We start from the raw sequence: 18,000 nt of genomic DNA on the forward strand, positions 1-18,000 counted from the left end.
TTCTGAATCTTTCGTCTGCCGGGCTGCGACCCTACATCATTACCACGTCAAACTGCTCCTGGGTATAGAGCGGCTCAACCTGGACTTTAACCTGCTTACCGACGAAGATTTCAACTTCCGCCAGCGCATGCGACTCTTCACTTTTCAGCGCCTCACCCACCGCCGGTGATACATACACCAGGAAGCGATCGGAGTCGTAGGCGTGATGCACCCGTACAATCTCACGCATAATTTCATAGCAGACGGTTTCGACGGTTTTTAAGGTGCCACGCCCTTTACATACCGGGCAGTCATGACAGAGCACATGTTCGATACTTTCACGGGTGCGTTTACGCGTCATCTCCACCAGCCCCAGCTGGGAAAAGCCGTTAATGCCGGTTTTCACCCGATCCTTACTCAGTGCGGTTTCCAGCGAATGGAGTACGCGGCGGCGGTGCTCTTCATTACTCATATCGATAAAGTCGATAATAATAATGCCGCCGAGATTACGCAGCCGCAGCTGGCGGGCAATCGCCTGGGTGGCTTCGATATTGGTGTTAAAGATGGTTTCATCGAGATTGCGGTGACCAACAAAAGCGCCGGTATTGATATCAACAGTGGTCATCGCCTCGGTCTGATCGATAATCAGATAACCGCCGGATTTCAGTTCCACCTTACGATCCAGCGAGCGCTGAATTTCGTTCTCGACATCAAACAGATCGAAGATCGGCTGCTTACCGGTATACAGCTCCAGCTTCTCGGTCATCTCCGGAATATATTCGCTGGTAAACTCCACCAGATGCTCATAAGTCAGACGCGAGTCGACACGCACCCGATCGAGCGCAGCGCCAGCAAAATCACGCAGCACACGTTGCGACAGCGCCACTTCACCATACAGGCGGCAACGCGTCTGATTACGTTTTTTGCGCTCAATCACTTTGGTCCACAGGCGCTTCAGGAAAGCGGCGTCAGATGCCAGCTCATCTTCGCCGACGCCTTCGGCAGCGGTGCGAATAATATAGCCGCCCAGCTCATCGCAATAGGCGGAGACCACCGCTTTCAGACGATCGCGCTCGGCTTCGCTCTCAATGCGCTGTGACACGCCGACATGCGAGGCGCCCGGCATAAACACCAGATAGCGCGACGGCAGGGTAATATCGGTAGTTAAACGTGCGCCCTTGGTGCCGAGCGGATCTTTCACCACCTGCACCATCAGATCCTGCCCCTGACGCACCAGCTCGGAGATATCGCGCACGCTGAAGTTTTTTTGCTCTTCACCGGCGACGCATTCGGTATGCGGCATAATATCGGAGGCGTGCAGGAAAGCGGCTTTATCAAGGCCAATATCGACAAACGCCGCCTGCATGCCCGGTAGCACCCGGCTGACGCGCCCTTTATAGATATTGCCGACAATACCGCGACGCGCTTCGCGCTCGATATGAATTTCTTGCAGAATGCCACCATCAATATACGCCACGCGCGTTTCCGATGGGGTTACGTTAACCAGCAGTTCAGCCGTCATGTTGTCCTCTCAGTTCACGCAGTGACTGGAAGTGGCTGAACAGCTCTGCTGTCTCAACCAGCGGGAGTCCGACAACTGCGTGATAACTGCCATTAATTTTTCTGACAAAATTGCCACCAAGGCCCTGAATACCATAGGCACCGGCTTTATCCATCGGTTCGCCACTGGCTACATAGCTGGCAATATCATCGGCTGATAAGCTGCGGAACGTAACATCGGTGGTCACCAGACAATCAAGCAACTGCTCGCGGTCGGCGAGTGCGACGGCGGTCATTACCTGATGCGTAACTCCGGAAAGTTTAGTCAGTATTTCACAGGCATGCTGTTGATTCTTTGGCTTTTCCAGCACTTCTCCATTCAGCACCACAATAGTGTCAGCGCCCAGCACCGGCAAATCTTCAGTGGCGACAGCAACGCCAGCGCGGGCTTTTTCGCGCGCCAGACGCAACACATAGTGTTCGGCGTCTTCATCAGCACCGCGCAACTCTTCGACTTCAGTCGACAGACGTTCGAAGTGCAGACCAAGCTGGGTCAACAGTTCACGCCGACGTGGTGAACCGGAAGCAAGATACAGGGATAGCATAGTTTTCCTTATTGAACAGCGAACTGACGGCGGATCTTTCTCATCAATAAGAATAGCCAGGGCCATAAAATACCGTCGACTACACTGCTCCAGAAAATTTCCGGCCGGAATGAAACATTGATCACCAGAAATTCAGCCCAGAAAACAATCACATCCATTGCCAGCGACAGCACCATAACCATTAATGCCTGCTGCCACAATGCTAAGTTACGGAAAAGCTGGAATTTAAATGCGACCAGGTAGGCAATAATGCTCAGCGCCAGCGCGCGTACGCCGAGCGTCGATCCGGCGATAAGGTCCATAATGCCCCCCATCAAAAACCCGCTGCCGACATTAACCCGATGCGGCAGTGCCAGAACCCAGTAGATCAGAATCAACAGCAACCATGAGGGCCGGAACATATAAAATTCATCCGGCCACGGCATAATCTGCAGCACCAGCGCCACCAGAAAGGACAACCAGATGACCCAGCGACCATTGCTGCGATAGCTACTCAAGGCTGGCCTCCACGACTGGATGCACTATTCGGACGACTGCTGGCGGCGGGCGGCGTAGCTTCTGCCGGCGCGGTTTGCACCGGTGGCGCAGGCGGCCCCATCGCATCAGCGGCTGGCAGCACCTGCGGCATCATCTGCATCAGACGCTCATTGGCTACCCGATGCACTTCATCCGGCGCCATTGGCATATCGCCATGGCTGTCAGAACCCCACAGCAGCAGCAGATAACGCAGACGTTGCAGACCGGCGGTTGGCCGCGCCTGAATGACGGTATATGCACGTTGGGTATCCACTTTAACCGAGGAGACCACGCCCACCGGATAACCTTCCGGGAAGCGACCGCCCAGGCCTGAGGTCACCAGTACATCGCCAACGCGAATATCGGTATTGCCTGGCAGATGTTCCAGTTGCAGATCTTCGGTACAGCCATTACCGGCGGCAATCACCCGAATATCATTACGCAGCACCTGAATCGGCAACGCATGAGAAGCATCACAAATCAGCAGCACCCGGCTGGTCACTTTACCGACCGCAACCACCTGCCCCACCACGCCTTTGTCGCTGATCACCGGCTGGCCTTCGTAAACGCCATTTACGCTGCCTTTATCGATAACCATCTGATCGGTGTAAGGATCGGTGCCGGTCGAGATCACCTGAGTGACCATTTTATGCTCATCCTGGCGCAGCGGTGAGCCAAGCAGTTCACGCAGACGCGCGTTCTCCTGCTTAAACTGACCAAGCATCAACAACTCACTGTTTTTCAGGAAGAGTTCGCGCTGAAGCGCTTTGTTTTCCAGCTCTAACTGCTGACGTGAGGCCAACGTGGCAGAAACGTTGTCCAGAATTTGACGTGGCCCGTTGGCCAGAAAATAGAACGGACTGACTGCGGTGTCCATATAGGTGCGAATTTGGGTAAAGGCCCCAATTCGACTGTCGGCAACGATAACTCCAATTGCCACAATAACCGCCAAAAAGAGGCGCAGCTGCAGGGAGGGACCCCTGCTGAAAATCGGCTTCATAAACGCAGCGTATTCCTCGACATCAAGAAAAGGGAGTGACGGACTGACCACCACTCCCCTGGCAGATTATTCTTCGCTGAACAAATCGCCGCCGTGCATGTCGATCATCTCCAACGCTTTACCACCGCCGCGTGCGACACAGGTCAGCGGATCTTCTGCAACCACAACCGGAATCCCGGTCTCTTCCATCAGCAGACGATCGAGGTTACGCAGCAATGCGCCACCTCCGGTGAGCACCATACCGCGCTCGGAAATGTCGGACGCCAGTTCCGGCGGACACTGTTCCAGGGCAACCATTACCGCACTGACGATACCGGTTAACGGCTCCTGCAGCGCTTCAAGGATTTCGTTGGAGTTCAGCGTGAAACCACGCGGCACACCTTCAGCAAGGTTACGTCCGCGCACTTCAATTTCCATCACTTCATCACCCGGATAGGCCGAGCCAATACTGTGTTTGATACGCTCAGCGGTCGCTTCACCAATCAGTGAGCCGTAGTTACGGCGCACGTAATTAATGATCGCTTCGTCGAAGCGGTCACCACCAATACGCACAGAAGAGGAGTAAACCACGCCGTTCAGCGAGATCACCGCCACTTCAGTGGTACCACCACCAATATCCACCACCATTGAACCGGTCGCTTCTGAAACCGGCAGACCGGCGCCAATCGCGGCGGCCATCGGCTCTTCAATCAGGAAAACTTCACGCGCGCCTGCACCCTGGGCAGATTCGCGAATGGCGCGGCGTTCAACTTGCGTTGCTCCGACCGGCACACACACCAGCACTCGTGGGCTGGGGCGCATAAAACTGTTGCTGTGAACTTGCTTGATAAAATGCTGCAGCATTTTCTCGGTCACGAAGAAATCGGCGATAACGCCATCTTTCATTGGACGGATAGCGGCGATATTGCCCGGCGTACGGCCCAGCATCTGTTTTGCATCATGACCTACAGCCGCTACGCTCTTTGGGGAGCCGGCACGATCCTGACGAATAGCAACGACAGAAGGCTCGTTAAGAACGATGCCCTGCCCTTTGACATAAATAAGGGTATTGGCGGTACCCAGGTCGATGGACAAGTCGTTGGAAAACATGCCGCGAAATTTTTTAAACATACTAAAGAATAATCCTGCAAGCTGGGGGCGGAAAATAAAATCCGCTTACTTTACCAACCACACGAAGCAGCCACAAGGCGCAAAAACATTCTACTTCGGTGAAAAGTCACGCAATCTCTCACTTATGACATAACCGCACAAGCGACACTACGACTACGTGCCTGAAATCAGGCGCTGTGCTGTATATATGGCTGGGAAGCGGACATAACATACATAAAATTTAACATTCTTTTTCAGGTTTCATCGGTTCACCGACGAAGCCGTCTCGAACCACAACCGCGCGGCTATTCTACGTGAAATCGCGGTTAACGGCAGACTAAACTCGATATCTTTGTGAATATTTTTTCACGTTGCTGTTTACCGGCTGTGAGGCGGCAAAAAAGTCACCCTGACCACCCGCCACCCCCAGTCCCGACAACGCCTGCCATTCGGCTCGTGTCCTGACTCCAGCGGCAAAAACTCGCGTCGGCGTCGCTTTACAAACCTCGATCAAACTCTGCACAAATAGCTGATTTTCTGTGCGACGCTCAATATCGCGCACCAGCGCCGGATGCAGCTTAATAATTTCCACTTTAAACTGCTTCAGATAGGCTGTACTGACGACCGTCAATCCAGCCTGATTTACCGCGATGCGGCTGCCAAAACCCTGCAGCAACCGGAACACAGGCTGCAGCCGATTGATGTGTTGACACACATCTGCTTCTGCAAGTTCAAATAAAATACGTTTTCTTTGCGTTTTAGTGCATTGCAGCAAGGTATCGCGCAGCCAGCGCTGGAACGGCCGCTGTAATAACGCGTCAACAGTCACTGGCAGCGCCAGGGTTTCATCCGGCCAGACATTTAACAGTGTGGCTATGCGGGTTACCAGCTGACGATCGTAACTTTCCGCCATACCCATCTGTTGCACCAGCGGCATAAATTCATCCGCCAGTAGCTCTTTCTCGCCATCGAAAATCCGCATCAGCATCTCGCGATGATGCACCAGCCCTTCGCGCGTCACTGCCGGTTTCTGATACAAGCGCGGTCCGCCCAGGGTCAGGGTATGTTCCAGCAGGGTACGCCACCTGACGCTGCCGCGCCCCACCTCACTGGTGTTGCCTTCGCCCACTGACCAGTTATTCCCGCCGAGCAGCGCCGCATGCCGGGTCGCCAGCTCCACATTTTCCATCACCTGCTGGGTCGTCTGCCCGCTGCGCCAGGCGCTGATGCCGATATGGATCATATCTTCGCGGTCCAGCGCGCGCGTTGGCGGCAGTGAATCTACCGCGGTAATCAGCTGGCTGGCGATACTGCCGGCATCTTTTAGCGTGCGGTGCGGCAGCAGCACGGCGAAATCGCTGCGGAAATAGCGCGCCAGCAACGCCCCCGGATAGCGCATCACAAAGGTCGACAACATATTCACCAGGTCAAACAGATAATCCTCAACCACCAGATTGCCGCTGCGTTCGCGCAGGGTATCGAAGTCCGGCACGCGAATCATCATCACCACGCCATGAGCGCCGACGGCCTCGGCATCTTCCAGCAAGGTAGCCAGCTGATTATCAAAGAACAGCCGGTTATTCAGCCCGGTTTTCGCATCCTGCGCGGCAAAGGCGCGGATCAGGGTATCGACGCGAATACGCTGCTCACCCGCCTCCTGAACATCGTTCAGCAGCAGATCGATGGCACTGCTGGCTTTCGCTGGCCACTCATGAATCGCGCCGCGCTCCACACTGGCGCGCTCACCAAGAATCACTTTCTGCGCGCGGCTCTCCAGACTCTCCAGCCCTTTTAGCTGGCGGTAGAGCCAGCGGTGCGACAGCAGCAGAATCAGCATCATAATTGTCGCCACAATAGCGACGGCGATCATCGTCGAGGCGCCGATAAACGAGCGGAACCAGGTGTTCGCCGGATCCAGCCAGACAATACGGACGCTTAACGCAGGATGTTTTAATAACGGGATCTCCGCCTGGCGAAAACGGTTAGGCTCGTCTTCAATCAGCGCGTTCTGGTGACGCTGCAACGATAACTGCGTGCGCAGACCATCGAGAATATCAATACGTTCGATGTTCAGCAGCGGCATCATGCGGCGCAGCCAGGGCTCCAGGCTGGCGACCGGCTCATTAAGCAGCGCCAGATCAATCTCCGTCACCATTGTTTGTACGCGATGTTCTACGCGCTGATTGCTGAGATAAAAGAAGCTGAGCGCGCAGCCGGTTAACATCAGCAACATCGCCAGCGCGCTGAGCAATGCAATAAACGCAGATAGTTTTGTGGTTAATCGCATCCCTGTGCCTTTAAACTGCGGTTATAAGAGAAGCCATTTATTATGGCCTGACACGGGCGGCGATAACGCCGCCCCTACAGAAAAACGCAGCCTTTGTAGGGGCGGCGTTATCGCCGCCCAAAAAAATGTACGTTTATTTGCGCACAGTCAGGATGTGCCTGATGGTGGCGAGTATAGTCGCAGAGGCTACATTTTTAGCAGGTTAATGCACTCTTTCAGGAGATTCTTATGCAGGCGTTACTATTAGAACAATCCGAGGGGAAAACTCTCGCCGCAGTTAAAACCGTTGCCAGCGAGCTGTTACCCGCGGGTGAGGTCACGGTGGATGTCGAGTGGTCCGGCATTAACTATAAAGATGCGCTGGCGATTACCGGCAAGGGCAAAATTATTCGCAACTTCCCGATGGTGCCGGGGATTGATTTCGCCGGTCAGGTGCGTCACAGCGAAGATCCACGTTTCCACGTCGGCCAGGCGGTGCTGCTGACCGGCTGGGGAGTTGGTGAAAATCACTGGGGCGGTCTGGCGGAACAGGCGCGGGTAAAAGGCGACTGGCTGGTGCCGATGCCGCAAGGGCTGGACGGACGTAAAGCGATGATTATCGGTACCGCAGGCTTTACCGCCATGCTGTGCGTAATGGCGCTGGAAGATGGCGGCGTAACGCCGGAAAGCGGAGAGATTGTGGTTACCGGCGCCAGCGGTGGCGTTGGCAGCACCGCGATTGCCCTGCTGAGCGCACTGGGTTATCGCGTAGCGGCAGTCAGTGGTCGCGAGAGTACCCATGAGTATTTGCGCGGGCTTGGCGCCAGCGAGATCCTGCCGCGCAGCGAATTTAGCGGCGATACGCGTCCCCTGGAGAAACAACGCTGGGCTGGCGCCATTGATACCGCGGGCGATCGCGTGCTGGCCAGCGTGCTGGCGCAAATGCACTATAACGGCACCGTCGCCGCTTGCGGTCTGGCAGGCGGTTTTGCTCTGCCAACCACGGTAATGCCGTTTATTTTGCGCAATGTGCGTCTGCAAGGGGTGGATTCCGTGCAAACGCCTGCGGCGCGGCGCATTGAGGCGTGGAAACGTCTGCTGAAAATCCTGCCTGAATCGTTTTACCAGCAAGCCACGACCGAAGTGACGCTGGATCAGGCCGCCGAGGCCGCCACACGTCTGCTGAATAACGCTATTACTGGCCGTACGCTGGTTAAAATTCGCTGACCATTGCTGGATGCGAAGGAGCGCGTCCAGGAAATTTCACATTTTCCGCCAATAACTCGCCAGTTCCCGCGCCATAGATCATGCTGAAGATAATCCTTAATGTTCAGAGGGCCTTCAGATGAAGCCTGTCAGCAAACTTACCGAAGCCGATGTGACGCCGGAAGCGGTGTTTAACCAGCATCGTCGCGACATTATTAAAACCCTGGGACTGACAGCCGCCGCGCTGGCGTTGCCGAACGCCGCCCATGCCGATGTGCTCTCCTGGTTTAAAGGTAATGACCGCCCGCCAGCCCCCGCGGGAAAGGCGCTCGATTTCAGCAAACCCGCCGCATGGCAGGCGGATCTGCCGTTAACCCCTGAAGATAAAGTGACGGGCTATAACAACTACTATGAGTTTGGCCTCGATAAAGCCGATCCGGCAGCCAATGCCGGGACGCTGAAAACCACCGACTGGAAGATCCGTATTGATGGTGAAGTGGCGAAACCGCTGACGCTGGATATGGATGATATCTTTAAACGTTTCCCTCTCGAACAGCGCATTTACCGCATGCGCTGCGTCGAAGCCTGGTCGATGGTGGTGCCATGGGTCGGTTTTGAGCTCGGCAAGCTGCTGCAGGCCGCCGAACCCACCAGCAATGCGCGCTTCGTCGCCTTCCAGACCGTTTACGCCCCGGATCAGATGCCCGGCCAGCAGGATCGCTTTATTGGCGGCGGCCTCAAATATCCTTACGTTGAAGGTTTGCGCCTTGATGAGGCGATGAATCCGCTGACTATGCTGACCACCGGCGTGTATGGCAAAGCCCTGCCGCCGCAGAATGGCGCGCCCATCCGCCTGACGGTGCCATGGAAATATGGCTTTAAAGGCATTAAATCGATTGTGCATATCCAGTTGACGCGCGAACGTCCGCCAACCACCTGGAATCTGGCGGGTCCCGATGAGTATGGCTTTTTTGCCAACGTGAACCCACATGTTGATCACCCGCGCTGGTCACAAGCTACCGAGCGCTTTATTGGTTCCGGCGGCATCCTTGACGTGAAACGCCAGCCAACCCTGCTGTTTAATGGTTATGCTGAACAGGTGGCCTCGCTGTATCGCGGGCTGAATTTGCGGGAGAACTACTAAGTGCGTCTGACGTTAAAACAGATTACCGCGTTAAAAGTGCTGCTGCATCTGGCGGCATTTTTACCGCTATTGTGGCTGATGCTGTCTGTCGATCAGGGCTGGTTTAGCGCCGATCCGGCAAAAGATATCCAGCATTTTACCGGCAGAATGGCGCTGAAGTTATTACTGGCCACCCTGCTGGTGACGCCGCTGGCGCGCTATGGTAAACAACCGCTGCTGATCCGTACCCGTCGCCTGCTCGGGCTGTGGTGCTTCGCATGGGCGAGCCTGCATCTGGTCAGTTATTCGCTGCTGGAGCTGGGCATCAATAATCTGAGTTTGCTCGGCCAGGAGCTGGTCACCCGCCCTTACCTGACGTTAGGCGTGATCAGCTGGCTGATCCTGCTGGCATTAGCGCTAACCTCGTTTCAGCGCGCGCAGCGTAAACTGGGCGCCCGCTGGCAAACTTTGCACAATTGCATCTATCTGGTGGCGATCCTCGCGCCGATTCACTACATTTGGTCAGTAAAGATTTTATCGCCGCAACCAATCATTTATGCGCTAATTGCGCTGATCTTGCTGGGATGGCGCTATAAAAAATTCCGTAAATGGCTGCCCAAATAGTCCCTGATAGTGTGTGCCAGCCCGCATATCCTGCAGACAACGGTGCGTCATTTCCGGCGCGCGGTTGATAATCTTCGCTGATAAGACCAGTATTTAGCTGCTAATTGCAACGAAATCGATATAATGCCCGCCTTTGCTGAGGCCGGAAGCCCAATTTTCATCTGGAAAGGTGACAAATGGATTCCCACAAGGTATTTTACGCGTTGCCTCAATTATCGCAGGAGATAGCAGCAAGATGGCAGTCAACTTTCATATTCTGCTTTTGAACGGTCCCAACCTGAATATGCTGGGCACGCGTGAGCCTGAAAAATACGGTAAGACCACTTTAGCCGAGATCGTCAGTGATTTGACGACGCAGGCTGACGCACTGAATGTGAAACTCAGCCATCTCCAGTCTAACGCTGAACATGTGTTAATTGAGCGCATCCATCAGGCAAAAGACAATGTCGATTATATCGTGATCAACCCGGCGGCATTTACTCATACCAGTGTGGCGATTCGTGATGCTCTGCTGGCGGTGAGCATTCCGTTTATCGAAGTGCATCTCTCTAATGTGCATGCACGCGAGCCTTTTCGTCACCATTCATATCTGTCTGATATTTCTGCGGGAGTTATCTGTGGACTTGGCGTCGACGGTTATTCCTGGGCTTTACAAACGGCAGTAAAACGCCTGTCACATTCTAATTAAACAGAGTACGGAACCACACTCATGGATATTCGTAAGATTAAAAAACTGATCGAACTGGTTGAAGAATCAGGCATCTCCGAACTGGAAATTTCTGAGGGCGAAGAGTCAGTTCGCATCAGCCGCGCACCTGCCAACACGGGCTACCCAATGATGCAGCAGGCGTACGCTATGCCTGTGCAGCAGCAGCCAGCGCTGGCTAACGCGGTTGCGTCAGCAGCGACTCCGGTAATGGAAGCGCCGGCAAGCGCTGAGATCAGTGGCCACATCGTACGTTCCCCAATGGTCGGTACTTTCTACCGCACGCCAAGCCCGGACGCTAAAGCGTTTGTGGAAGTGGGCCAGAAAGTGAATGCAGGCGATACCCTGTGCATCGTTGAAGCGATGAAAATGATGAACCAGATCGAAGCCGATAAATCCGGCGTTGTGAAAGCGATTCTGGTCGAAAGCGGTCAGCCAGTTGAGTTTGACGAGCCGCTGGTAGTCATCGAATAACGAGGCGAACCATGCTGGATAAAATTGTAATTGCTAACCGCGGTGAAATCGCGCTGCGCATTCTGCGTGCCTGTAAAGAACTGGGCATCAAGACTGTTGCGGTACACTCCACTGCGGATCGCGATCTGAAACACGTACTGCTGGCTGACGAAACCGTCTGTATCGGTCCGGCGCAGTCCGTTAAAAGCTATCTGAATATTCCTGCGCTGATCTCTGCCGCTGAAATTACCGGCGCTGTAGCGATTCACCCAGGGTATGGCTTCCTGTCTGAGAATGCTGACTTTGCTGAGCAGGTTGAGCGTTCTGGCTTTATCTTTATCGGTCCGAAAGCAGACACCATTCGCCTGATGGGCGACAAAGTGTCCGCCATCAACGCGATGAAGAAAGCCGGTGTTCCTTGCGTACCAGGCTCTGATGGCCCGCTGGGCGAAGATATGGAAAAAAACCGTGCCTTCGGTAAGCGTATTGGCTACCCGGTGATTATCAAAGCCTCTGGCGGCGGCGGCGGTCGTGGTATGCGCGTAGTGCGTCAGGAAAAAGATCTGGAACAATCCATCAATATGACCCGTGCGGAAGCCAAAGCGGCTTTCAACAACGATATGGTCTATATGGAGAAGTATCTGGAGAATCCTCGCCACATTGAGATCCAGGTGCTGGCTGACGGCCAGGGCAGTGCGATCTATCTCGGTGAACGTGACTGCTCCATGCAGCGTCGTCATCAGAAAGTGGTTGAAGAAGCGCCAGCGCCAGGCATCACCAGCGAAATGCGTCGTTTTATCGGCGATCGCTGTGCAAAAGCCTGTATCGAAATCGGCTATCGCGGCGCGGGTACTTTCGAGTTCCTGTATGAAAACGGCGAGTTCTATTTCATCGAAATGAACACCCGTATTCAGGTTGAGCATCCGGTTACCGAAATGATTACCGGTGTTGATCTGATTAAAGAGCAGCTGCGTATTGCTGCTGGCCAGCCGCTGTCAATCAAGCAAGAAGAAGTGATGATTAAGGGCCACGCGGTGGAATGCCGTATTAACGCCGAAGATCCTAACTCCTTCCTGCCGAGCCCGGGTAAAATTACCCGTTTCCACGCGCCAGGCGGTTTTGGTGTGCGCTGGGAATCTCATATCTACGCCGGTTATACCGTACCGCCGTACTATGACTCAATGATTGGCAAGCTGATCACTTACGGTGAAAACCGTGATGTGGCGATTGCCCGCATGAAAAATGCGCTGGCTGAGCTGATTATCGACGGCATTAAAACCAACGTCGAATTGCAGATGCGCATTATGTCCGACGAAAACTTCCAGCAGGGTGGCACCAATATCCACTATCTGGAGAAGAAACTCGGCCTGCAGGATTAATCCTCCTGAAGTTGCGAGTATCGTCATCAAGGCCGGTCTGACCGGCCTTTTTCTTTCTTATTTTTTGCTGCGTGATTGGGTGAGGATGAGTGATGGACGCACGTTTTCTGCAGGCGCATAAAGAGGCGCGCTGGTCGTTTGCGCTGGCCATTTTATATCTGGCTGCCTGGGGATTAAGCGCATGGCTGGGGGGCAATGAGATCGGTTTTACCGGCCTGCCGCGCTGGTTTGAAGTTTCCTGTCTGTATGTTCCGATACTGTTTCTGCTGCTGTGCTGGCTGATGGTCCGCCACGTGTTCCGCGATATGTCGCTGGAGGACTCCCATGAAAATTGAAGTCCTGCTGCCACTGCTCGGCTATTTACTGCTGGTCGGCGCGTTATCGGTCTATGCGATGCGCAAACGCCGTGAAGGCAGCTTTCTTAATGAATATTTTCTCGGCGGTCGCTCGATGGGCGGCTTCGTATTAGCGATGACGCTGACCACCACCTATATCAGCGCCAGTTCTTTTATTGGTGGTCCCGGCGCCGCTTATAAATATGGCCTCGGCTGGGTGCTGCTGGCAATGGTGCAGGTACCTGCGGTCTGGCTGTCGCTCGGGGTAATCGGCAAAAAGTTCGCCATTCTGGCGCGCCGGTATAACGCGGTGACGCTGAACGATATGCTGTATGCGCGCTATCGCAGCCCGTTGCTGGTGTGGCTGGCCAGCCTGAGTCTGCTGGTGGCGTTTATCGGCGCGATGACGGTGCAGTTTATTGGCGGCGCCCGCCTGCTGGAGACCGCCGCGGGCATTCCCTATGATGTTGGCTTACTGATTTTCGGCCTGACGATTGCGCTGTATACCGCATTTGGCGGCTTCCGCGCCAGCGTGCTGAATGATGCGATGCAGGGCCTGGTGATGCTGGCGGGCACTTTCCTGCTGCTGTTTGCGGTGATTCACGCTGCCGGTGGCATGCATGCGGCGGTGGATAAGCTGCAACAGATTGATCCGCGCCTGCTTTCACCCACCGGCGTAGACGATATTATCAGTCCGACCTTCCTCGCCTCTTTCTCGGTGCTGGTGTGCTTTGGGGTGATTGGTCTGCCACATACCGCAGTGCGTTGTATCTCTTATAAAGACAGTAAAGCAGTGCATCGCGGCATCATTATCGGCACCATCGTGGTGATGATCCTGATGTTTGGTATGCACCTGGCCGGCGCGTTAGGGCGCGCGATACTGCCGGATCTGAAGATCCCGGACCAGGTGATCCCGACCCTGATGATCACCGTGCTGCCGCCGTTTGCCGCCGGGATTTTTCTGGCCGCGCCAATGGCGGCGATCATGTCGACGATCAATGCTCAGCTACTGCAGTCCTCAGCGACGATCGTTAAAGATCTTTATCTGCGCATGCGTCCGCAGCAGATGGACAACGAACCACTGCTAAAACGCCTCTCCGGCGTGATTACACTGGTGCTGGGGTTACTGTTGCTGGTCGCGGCATGGAATCCGCCCGATATGATTATCTGGCTGAATCTGCTGGCCTTTGGCGGCCTTGAAGCGGTGTTCCTGTGGCCGCTGGTGCTGGGGCTATACTGGGAAAAAGCCAACGCTGCCGGCGCCCTGAGCGGCATGATTATCGGCGCGATGGTCTACACGCTGTTAGCCAGCTTTAACCTGCAACTGCTGGGCTTCCATCCGATTGTCCCGGCCCTGCTGTTAAGTCTGATCGCCTTTGTGATCGGCAATTTGTTTGGTCGTACCACTGATATGCTGTATGAAGGGAGCCGATAACGACTCCTCTACGATGTTTCAGATACGCCGACGTAGGGGCGGCGTTATCGCCGCCCGTGTCAAACGGAAATAAAGAGAATCACTATGCCCTGGATACAAATAAAGATTAATACCACTGGCGCGCATGCCGAAGAGCTGGGCGACGCGCTGATTGAACAGGGTGCGGTATCCGTCACTTTCCAGGATACCCATGACAATCCGGTATTTGAGCCGCTGCCAGGCGAAACCCGCCTGTGGGGTGATACCGATGTAATTGGCCTGTTTGATGCCGAAACCGAGATGAGCGAAGTGGTGTCAGCTATGCAGCATCACCCGCTGCTGGGCGCCGGTTTCCATCATAAAATCGAACAAATCGAAGACAAAGACTGGGAGCGCGAGTGGATGACCAATTTCCACCCGATGCGTTTCGGTGAACGTCTGTGGATCTGCCCGAGCTGGCGCGATGTGCCGGATGCAAATGCAGTCAACGTAATGCTCGATCCTGGCCTGGCTTTTGGCACCGGTACCCATCCGACAACCGCGCTCTGTCTGACGTGGCTGGACGGCCTCGATCTGCAGGGCAAAACCATTATCGACTTCGGTTGTGGCTCCGGCATTCTGGCGATTGCCGCGCTGAAACTGGGTGCAGCGCAGGCTATTGGTATTGATATCGATCCGCAGGCGATCCAGGCCAGCCGCGATAATGCGGAACGCAATGGCGTCTCCGATCGCCTGTCGCTGTATCTGCCGCATCAGCAGCCGGATAATCTCTCCGCCGATGTGGTGGTCGCCAATATTCTCGCCGGCCCGTTACGTGAGCTGGCGCCTCTGATTAGCGTGCTACCGACCACAGGTGGACACTTAGGACTTTCAGGTGTGCTGGCCAGCCAGGCGGAGGGGGTTTGTGAAGCTTACGCTGACAAATTTACCCTTGACCCGGTCGCGGAAAAAGAAGAGTGGTGCCGTATCACCGGTGTACGCCGCTAATTGTGAAATCATCAGGCACTGCTGCATTTTCATCACGGTGAAACACTGCAATGGTGCCTTTTGGCATGGCTGATATCACGTAAAGCGGCATATATTACGTGATTTATATCGCTATATAGCTCACAAAAAAAGAAAAAACTTTGTACACAATTTCATCGTTAATTTTTAACTTATTGTATATAAAGGAAAAATATCAGGCAGCTAACTATCATTGCTACTTTCCTTGATCTGTTCGGGTGGATTGTTCAAAGTTTGGCCTTTCATCTTCGTTAAAAAATGCGTAATATACGCCGCCTTGCGAACATATATGGTCACATCTTTTTCATGCGCATAGGACAACACCAGCTCCGTAATCGTTTAATAGCAGCCCCGATGGCCGGGATTACTGACAGGCCTTTCAGGACGCTCTGTTATGCAATGGGGGCCGGAATGACCGTATCGGAGATGCTATCGTCGAACCCGGAAGTATGGGCCAGCGATAAATCCCGGTTGCGTATGGTACATAGTGATGAGCCTGGTATTCGCACCGTGCAAATAGCCGGTTGCGATCCCGATGAGATGGCCCAGGCCGCGCGTTTTAACGCGGATTCTGGCGCGCAGATTATCGATATCAATATGGGCTGCCCGGCCAAGAAAGTGAATCGTAAGATGGCAGGTTCGGCGCTGCTGCAACACCCTGAGCTGGTGAAGTCTATCCTCTCAGCGGTGGTGAATGCCGTTGACGTACCGGTGACCTTAAAGATTCGCACCGGCTGGGATACAGACAATCGCAATTGCATAGAGATTGCCCAATTGGCTGAACGCTGTGGTATTCAGGCCCTGACAATACATGGACGCACACGCGCCTGTTTGTTCAATGGTGATGCTGAATATGACAGCATTCGGACAGTTAAGCAGAACGTTTCCATTCCGGTTATCGCGAATGGAGACATTACTGACCCGCACAAAGCCAGAGCAGTACTAGACTATACGGGGGCTGATGCCCTGATGATAGGCCGTGCTGCTCAGGGAAGACCGTGGATCTTCCGGGAAATCCAGCATTATCTGGACACTGGGGAGCTGCTGGCACCGATGCCGCTGGCAGAAGTTAAGCGCTTGCTCATCGGGCACTTACGGGAACTGCACGACTTTTATGGTCAGCGCAAGGGATACCGTATTGCCCGGAAGCACGTCTCCTGGTATCTCCAGGAGCACGCCCCGAACGACCAGTTTCGGCGCACATTCAACGCCATTGAGGATGCCAGCGAACAGCTGGAGGCGTTGGAGGCATACTTCGAAAATTTGCCCAAACAGAAATAAAGAGCTGACAGAACTATGTTCGAACAACGCGTAAACTCTGACGTACTGACCGTTTCTACCGTAAATTCACAAGATCAGGTTACTCAAAAACCTCTGCGTGATTCGGTCAAACAGGCACTGAAGGGCTATTTTGCTCAATTAAATGGTCAGGATGTGAATGATCTGTATGAGCTGGTACTGGCTGAAGTAGAACAGCCTTTGTTGGACATGGTGATGCAGTACACCCGTGGCAACCAGACCCGTGCAGCCCTGATGATGGGTATCAACCGCGGTACACTGCGTAAGAAACTGAAAAAATACGGCATGAACTAAGTTTCGGTTCATTGTTATGAAGGCGCTGCTTAATAATCAGCGCCTTTTTTAATCCCTGCCTGTAGTCAGACTTCTTTGACTTATGTAAAGTTTCAGCGAAGCGCCAACTTCCCGGCTTAAATGTTGTCTGAAGCTATGTACCGCGATGGATTAATTTCTTTATGCGTTACATCACCTATTCACGCATAAAGAGATACTAATGAAAGCACCAAAAGCGCCACCGGCCTTCTCGCGCGATCTGCTACGCCCGCGTTACTGGTCGACATGGGCAGGTCTGGGTCTGCTTTTCTTGTTGGTTCAGCTTCCTTTTCCGCTGCTGGAAAAACTCGGCACCTGGATGGGCCGCACCTCTATGCGTTTCTTAAAACGCCGGGTGCGCATCACACGCCGCAATCTGGAACTCTGCTTCCCCGATTTAGCATCTGAAATTCTGGAAAAGCGTATTGTCAGCAATTTCGAATCACTGGGCATGGGCTTGCTGGAAACCGGCATGGCATGGTTCTGGTCGGATGCGCGCGTCAAACGCTGGTTTACCGTTAATGGTCTGCAAAACCTGCAACAGGCTCAGCAGGGTAATCGTGGCGCACTGATTATCGGCGTGCACTTTATGTCGCTGGAGCTGGGCGGCAGGGTGATGGGCATCTGTCAGCCAATGATGGCGATGTATCGCCCCCACAACAATAAATTGATGGAGTGGGTGCAGACTAAAGGTCGCATGCGCTCGAATAAAGCGATGATTAACCGTCGTGATCTGCGCGGCATGGTGAGCGCCCTGAAGCAGGGTGAAGCAGTCTGGTTTGCGCCAGATCAGGACTATGGTCCGAAAGGCAGCGTGTTTGCCCCGCTGTTTGCCGTACCCCAGGCGGCGACCACCAGCGGAACTTACATGCTTGCACGTATGGCCAAACCCGCAATGGTGACGGTAGTGCTGATTCGCAAAGAAAACGGTAAAGGTTATGAGCTGGTGATTCAGCCGGAACTGCAGGACTACCCGTTAGAAGATGAGCACGCCGCCGCGGCCTATATGAATAAAGTGATTGAGCGCGAAATCATGCGCGCGCCAAATCAGTATATGTGGCTGCATCGCCGCTTTAAAACGCGCCCGGCAGGAGCCTCTTCCCTCTATTAATCCCTTCCCAGCGAAAAGCCCGTTTGTTCAAAACAAACGGGCTTTTTTTGTTTCCATCACAGCCCAGCCAAAAACGGA

The 18,000-nt window shown here is 54.1% G+C and carries 18 protein-coding genes; 12 read left to right on the forward strand and 6 right to left on the reverse strand.

The annotated features are described in order from the left end of the window. Window positions 1-31 precede the first annotated feature (31 nt). From rng to csrD, 6 genes are all read right to left on the reverse strand, one after another. On the reverse strand, window positions 32-1,501 hold the full coding sequence (gene rng, locus J2125_RS08705) for a ribonuclease G (protein WP_017801497.1): 1,470 nt from the start codon (window positions 1,499-1,501) through the stop codon (window positions 32-34). Next, entirely contained in the window at window positions 1,491-2,084 is a 594-nt protein-coding gene (locus tag J2125_RS08710; protein ID WP_017801498.1) for a Maf family protein, read from the reverse strand. Before J2125_RS08710 ends, rng begins: the two co-directional genes overlap by 11 nt. An 8-nt stretch (window positions 2,085-2,092) precedes the next feature. Next, window positions 2,093-2,581: a rod shape-determining protein MreD gene (mreD, locus tag J2125_RS08715; RefSeq protein ID WP_017801499.1), complete on the reverse strand. Its 489-nt coding sequence runs from the start codon at window positions 2,579-2,581 to the stop codon at window positions 2,093-2,095. Further along, a complete protein-coding gene (gene mreC, locus J2125_RS08720; RefSeq protein WP_017801500.1) occupies window positions 2,578-3,600 on the reverse strand; it encodes a rod shape-determining protein MreC in 1,023 nt (340 codons plus the stop codon). The genes mreD and mreC overlap by 4 nt, the downstream gene beginning before the upstream one ends. Window positions 3,601-3,666: 66 nt before the next feature. After that, a complete protein-coding gene (gene mreB / locus J2125_RS08725) occupies window positions 3,667-4,710 on the reverse strand; it encodes a rod shape-determining protein MreB (protein ID WP_017801501.1) in 1,044 nt (347 codons plus the stop codon). Between the two features lie 316 nt (window positions 4,711-5,026). Next, the gene (gene csrD / locus J2125_RS08730; protein ID WP_017801502.1) at window positions 5,027-6,976 is read right to left on the reverse strand and encodes an RNase E specificity factor CsrD; all 1,950 of its coding nucleotides are present in this window, start codon (window positions 6,974-6,976) and stop codon (window positions 5,027-5,029) included. A gap of 228 nt (window positions 6,977-7,204) precedes the next feature. On the opposite strand from csrD, the gene acuI reads away from it, so the two are divergent. The 12 genes from acuI to lpxP all read left to right on the forward strand — a co-directional run bounded on the left by acuI (window position 7,205) and on the right by lpxP (window position 17,922). Beyond that, window positions 7,205-8,182, forward strand: a complete 978-nt coding sequence (gene acuI / locus J2125_RS08735) for an acrylyl-CoA reductase (NADPH) (RefSeq protein ID WP_017801503.1) — start codon at window positions 7,205-7,207, stop codon at window positions 8,180-8,182. A gap of 118 nt (window positions 8,183-8,300) precedes the next feature. Then, window positions 8,301-9,305, forward strand: a complete 1,005-nt coding sequence (msrP, locus tag J2125_RS08740) for a protein-methionine-sulfoxide reductase catalytic subunit MsrP (protein ID WP_017801504.1) — start codon at window positions 8,301-8,303, stop codon at window positions 9,303-9,305. Beyond that, window positions 9,306-9,908 carry a protein-methionine-sulfoxide reductase heme-binding subunit MsrQ gene (gene msrQ, locus J2125_RS08745; protein WP_017801505.1) on the forward strand — a complete coding sequence of 201 codons (603 nt, stop codon included), beginning with the start codon at window positions 9,306-9,308 and terminating at the stop codon, window positions 9,906-9,908. Window positions 9,909-10,143: 235 nt separating this feature from the next. Next, window positions 10,144-10,596: a type II 3-dehydroquinate dehydratase gene (aroQ, locus tag J2125_RS08750; RefSeq protein ID WP_017801506.1), complete on the forward strand. Its 453-nt coding sequence runs from the start codon at window positions 10,144-10,146 to the stop codon at window positions 10,594-10,596. A 21-nt stretch (window positions 10,597-10,617) separates the two neighbouring features. After that, complete coding sequence (accB, locus tag J2125_RS08755) at window positions 10,618-11,088, forward strand: acetyl-CoA carboxylase biotin carboxyl carrier protein (protein ID WP_017801507.1); 471 nt, start codon at window positions 10,618-10,620, stop codon at window positions 11,086-11,088. Window positions 11,089-11,099: 11 nt separating this feature from the next. After that, window positions 11,100-12,446, forward strand: a complete 1,347-nt coding sequence (gene accC / locus J2125_RS08760; protein ID WP_017801508.1) for an acetyl-CoA carboxylase biotin carboxylase subunit — start codon at window positions 11,100-11,102, stop codon at window positions 12,444-12,446. 92 nt (window positions 12,447-12,538) lie between these two features. Then, on the forward strand, window positions 12,539-12,781 hold the full coding sequence (locus J2125_RS08765; protein WP_017801509.1) for a YhdT family protein: 243 nt from the start codon (window positions 12,539-12,541) through the stop codon (window positions 12,779-12,781). Then, window positions 12,771-14,216, forward strand: coding sequence for a sodium/pantothenate symporter (gene panF, locus J2125_RS08770; RefSeq protein WP_017801510.1), 1,446 nt, complete (start codon window positions 12,771-12,773; stop codon window positions 14,214-14,216). Before J2125_RS08765 ends, panF begins: the two co-directional genes overlap by 11 nt. A gap of 84 nt (window positions 14,217-14,300) precedes the next feature. Next, the gene (gene prmA, locus J2125_RS08775) at window positions 14,301-15,182 is read left to right on the forward strand and encodes a 50S ribosomal protein L11 methyltransferase (RefSeq protein ID WP_017801511.1); all 882 of its coding nucleotides are present in this window, start codon (window positions 14,301-14,303) and stop codon (window positions 15,180-15,182) included. Window positions 15,183-15,506: 324 nt separating this feature from the next. Continuing rightward, the gene (dusB, locus tag J2125_RS08780; RefSeq protein ID WP_026111748.1) at window positions 15,507-16,481 is read left to right on the forward strand and encodes a tRNA dihydrouridine synthase DusB; all 975 of its coding nucleotides are present in this window, start codon (window positions 15,507-15,509) and stop codon (window positions 16,479-16,481) included. 15 nt (window positions 16,482-16,496) lie between these two features. Then, entirely contained in the window at window positions 16,497-16,793 is a 297-nt protein-coding gene (gene fis, locus J2125_RS08785) for a DNA-binding transcriptional regulator Fis (protein WP_004097144.1), read from the forward strand. Window positions 16,794-16,992: 199 nt separating this feature from the next. Next, a complete protein-coding gene (gene lpxP / locus J2125_RS08790; RefSeq protein WP_017801513.1) occupies window positions 16,993-17,922 on the forward strand; it encodes a kdo(2)-lipid IV(A) palmitoleoyltransferase in 930 nt (309 codons plus the stop codon). Window positions 17,923-18,000: the final 78 nt, after the last annotated feature.

It is taken from the genome of Winslowiella toletana (assembly GCF_017875465.1).
GTDB classification, from domain to species: Bacteria; Pseudomonadota; Gammaproteobacteria; order Enterobacterales; family Enterobacteriaceae; genus Erwinia; species Erwinia toletana.